Source organism: Caldibacillus sp. 210928-DFI.2.18 (assembly GCF_020554505.1).
Classification (GTDB): Bacteria; Bacillota; Bacilli; order Bacillales; family Caldibacillaceae; genus Caldifermentibacillus; species Caldifermentibacillus hisashii.
Genome location: NZ_JAJCHL010000193.1, coordinates 1 through 1103, shown reverse-complemented (window position 1 = coordinate 1103; position 1103 = coordinate 1). Strand labels below are relative to the sequence as shown.

Genomic DNA, 1103 nt, shown 5'->3' with positions numbered 1-1103 from the left:
TGAATATTTTAAAACTGTGAGGGAAGAAGGATTTGAAAAAGGAATTGAAAAAGGATTGGAAATGGGAATTGAAAAGGGAATCGAAAAAGGAATTGAAAAAGGGATTGAAAAAGGGATTGAAAAAGGGATTGAAAAAGGAAAAATGGAAGAAAAAAGGAATTTAGCAACTGAGCTATTGCGGGAAGGTTTTTCAGTTGAAAAAGTAGCAAAAATGGTGAAGCTGAGTCTCGATGAAGTGAAAGGAATTGGAAGAAATTTATAGGTACAAATCCAAATTCTCCTGACACTCTTTCAATTATAACCATTTCAACTGGTTATACAAGGTTGAAAAAGAAAGATGGACAAATTCGATACTAATTAAACAAAGATGGGGCTGAATCACGTTTGGATCCAGCCCGAATTTGTATTCTGCAACCTATCAATACTAGCTTATATGTTTAGGTGCAATAATCACTTATTAATCTTTTTAAATGCTTCTGTCTGTTCTTTAATTCCCTTTTCAGCCGCAAATCTTTCAATACTTGATGCCCCAAAGAATCCAACGATTCCGTTAACCCTACTTATTACATATTTAGCATACATTCTTTATTTTATTATATACACTATCAAAATCAGCTTCATCAATTGAAAAAGCAACATGAGTGTATGACTGACTTATTTCATCTCGAGGAAAATTTCTCTCTAAATTTAGTGCCAACCACATGCCATTCAAATCAAAATATGCAGTACTTCTCCCTTTAACCAGTAATTTAGCATCAAATACATCTTGGTAAAACTATGGATTTTTCCAAATCAGAAACTGAAAATAGAAAATGATTAAGACCTTTCACAAACAACTATATCACCTCAATTTAATTATCATATAGAATGGCTTTTTTTGAATTCCAATCTCCTTAAATAGTCGCTATACTAGCCAGACTCCTTCGTATCGTTCCGGCCGTGTGGATCTTCCATTCAGGAGATTGTGTTGATCTAGAATTTGACTAAAAAAGACGTCATCTTAATAAAAAAAGCTACCATTTGTTGAAAAATTCTATTGTTTATTTTCAGAGCCTCTGCCAAAATAAAAAATATACCCTTGAGCGAGGCTCTGGAAAATTAAT

At 32.9% G+C, this 1103-nt stretch carries 3 pseudogenes; 1 reads left to right on the top strand and 2 read right to left on the bottom strand.

From position 1 onward, the window contains the following. Positions 1-262, top strand: a pseudogene (locus LIZ98_RS17495) (hypothetical protein); the annotation flags it as partial. A gap of 188 nt (positions 263-450) precedes the next feature. On the opposite strand, the pseudogene LIZ98_RS17490 reads toward LIZ98_RS17495, so the two are convergent. Together LIZ98_RS17490 and LIZ98_RS17485 are read right to left on the bottom strand one after the other, a co-directional pair. Next, positions 451-576: pseudogene (locus LIZ98_RS17490) on the bottom strand (phosphoenolpyruvate hydrolase family protein); the annotation flags it as partial. Between the two features lie 28 nt (positions 577-604). After that, positions 605-836, bottom strand: a pseudogene (locus tag LIZ98_RS17485) (VOC family protein); the annotation flags it as partial. Between the last annotated feature and the right edge of the window lie 267 nt (positions 837-1103).